This window comes from Streptomyces sparsus (genome assembly GCF_054776295.1).
Genome location: NZ_BAAHCA010001217.1, coordinates 1 through 1,212 on the forward strand (window position 1 = coordinate 1; position 1,212 = coordinate 1,212).

A 1,212-nucleotide genomic window follows, 5' to 3' on the forward strand; every position below is an offset into this window, starting at 1 on the left:
CGGGCCCCGGACCCGGGGCGGGTGTACCGAACGGCTGCCCGGCCGGGACGTTCGGCCCTCCCCGGGCGGTCGCCACCTGGGTCAGACTGGGAACGGCACCTCCGGTTCCGGCCTCCCCGGCCGCCCGGAGCCGTCCACCGCCGAGCGGAGGCACCATGCCCACTCCACAGCTGACCGACGCCACGGTGAGGGCCCTCGCGGAGGACGCGGCGGCGGCCCCGTCGATGCACAACGCCCAGCCGTGGCGGTTCCGCCACCACCGCGAGGACTCGGTGTTCGAGCTGCGGGCCGATCCGTCCCGCGCGCTGCCGCACACCGACCCGGACGACCGGGGCCTGCACCTGGGCTGCGGCGCGGCACTGCTCAACCTGCGGGTGGGGGCCGCCCACCGGGGCCTGCACACCGAGACCCGGCTGCTCCCCGACCTGGACGACCCGGCACTGCTGGCAAGCGTGCGGCTCTCCCCGGGAGGCGCCGACGACACGTTGGGAGCACTGTACGGAGCCGTCCACACCCGGCACACCAGTCGCTACCCCTTCCTGGACGAGGAAGTCCCCGACGACTGCCGGACCGCGCTGGTGGCCGCCGCCGAGCAGGAGGGCGGCACCCTGGAGTTCCCCGGCGCCTGGCACCTCGACTGGGTGATGGAGGTGGCCCGCAGGGCGGAGGTCCGCAACGCCGACAGTCCCGAGCGCCGCGCCGAGATCGCCCACTGGGCCCGGCTGGGCGCCGCCGAGGCCGACATCGCCACCGACGGGGTGCCCGAGTACGCGTTCGGCCCGCACCAGCGGTCGGGCAAGGCCCCCGTCCGCGACTTCGCCGGCCGACGGCCCGTCGCGGACCGGGGAAGCACCGACTTCGAACCCACCCCGCACCTGGCGCTGCTCAGCACGCCCACCGACCTGCCCGCCGACTGGCTGCGAGCCGGCCAGGCCATGCAGCGGGTGCTGCTGCTGGCGACCACCACAGGACTGGCGAGCTCGTTCGTCACCCAGGCGCTGGAATGGACGGACCTGCGCTGGCCGCTCCGCGACCCGATGACCGGCTCCGGGCCGGTGCAGATGGTGCTGCGCCTGGGCTACGGCCCGCAGGGCCCGCGCACCCCCCGCCGCCCCGTCCGCGAGGTGCTCGACCTCCTGCCCTGACGCGGCCCGGGCAGGGGACGGATGCCGTTTCGGAAGCGCACCGGCCCCATGACGCCGCAGGGGCACG

General features: G+C 76.1%; 1 protein-coding gene. It reads left to right on the plus strand.

All coding sequences use genetic code 11. From position 1 onward, the window contains the following. Nucleotides 1–155 precede the first annotated feature (155 nt). Nucleotides 156–1,145, plus strand: coding sequence for an Acg family FMN-binding oxidoreductase (locus ACYVE9_RS27495; RefSeq protein WP_461030599.1), 990 nt, complete (start codon nucleotides 156–158; stop codon nucleotides 1,143–1,145). Nucleotides 1,146–1,212: the final 67 nt, after the last annotated feature.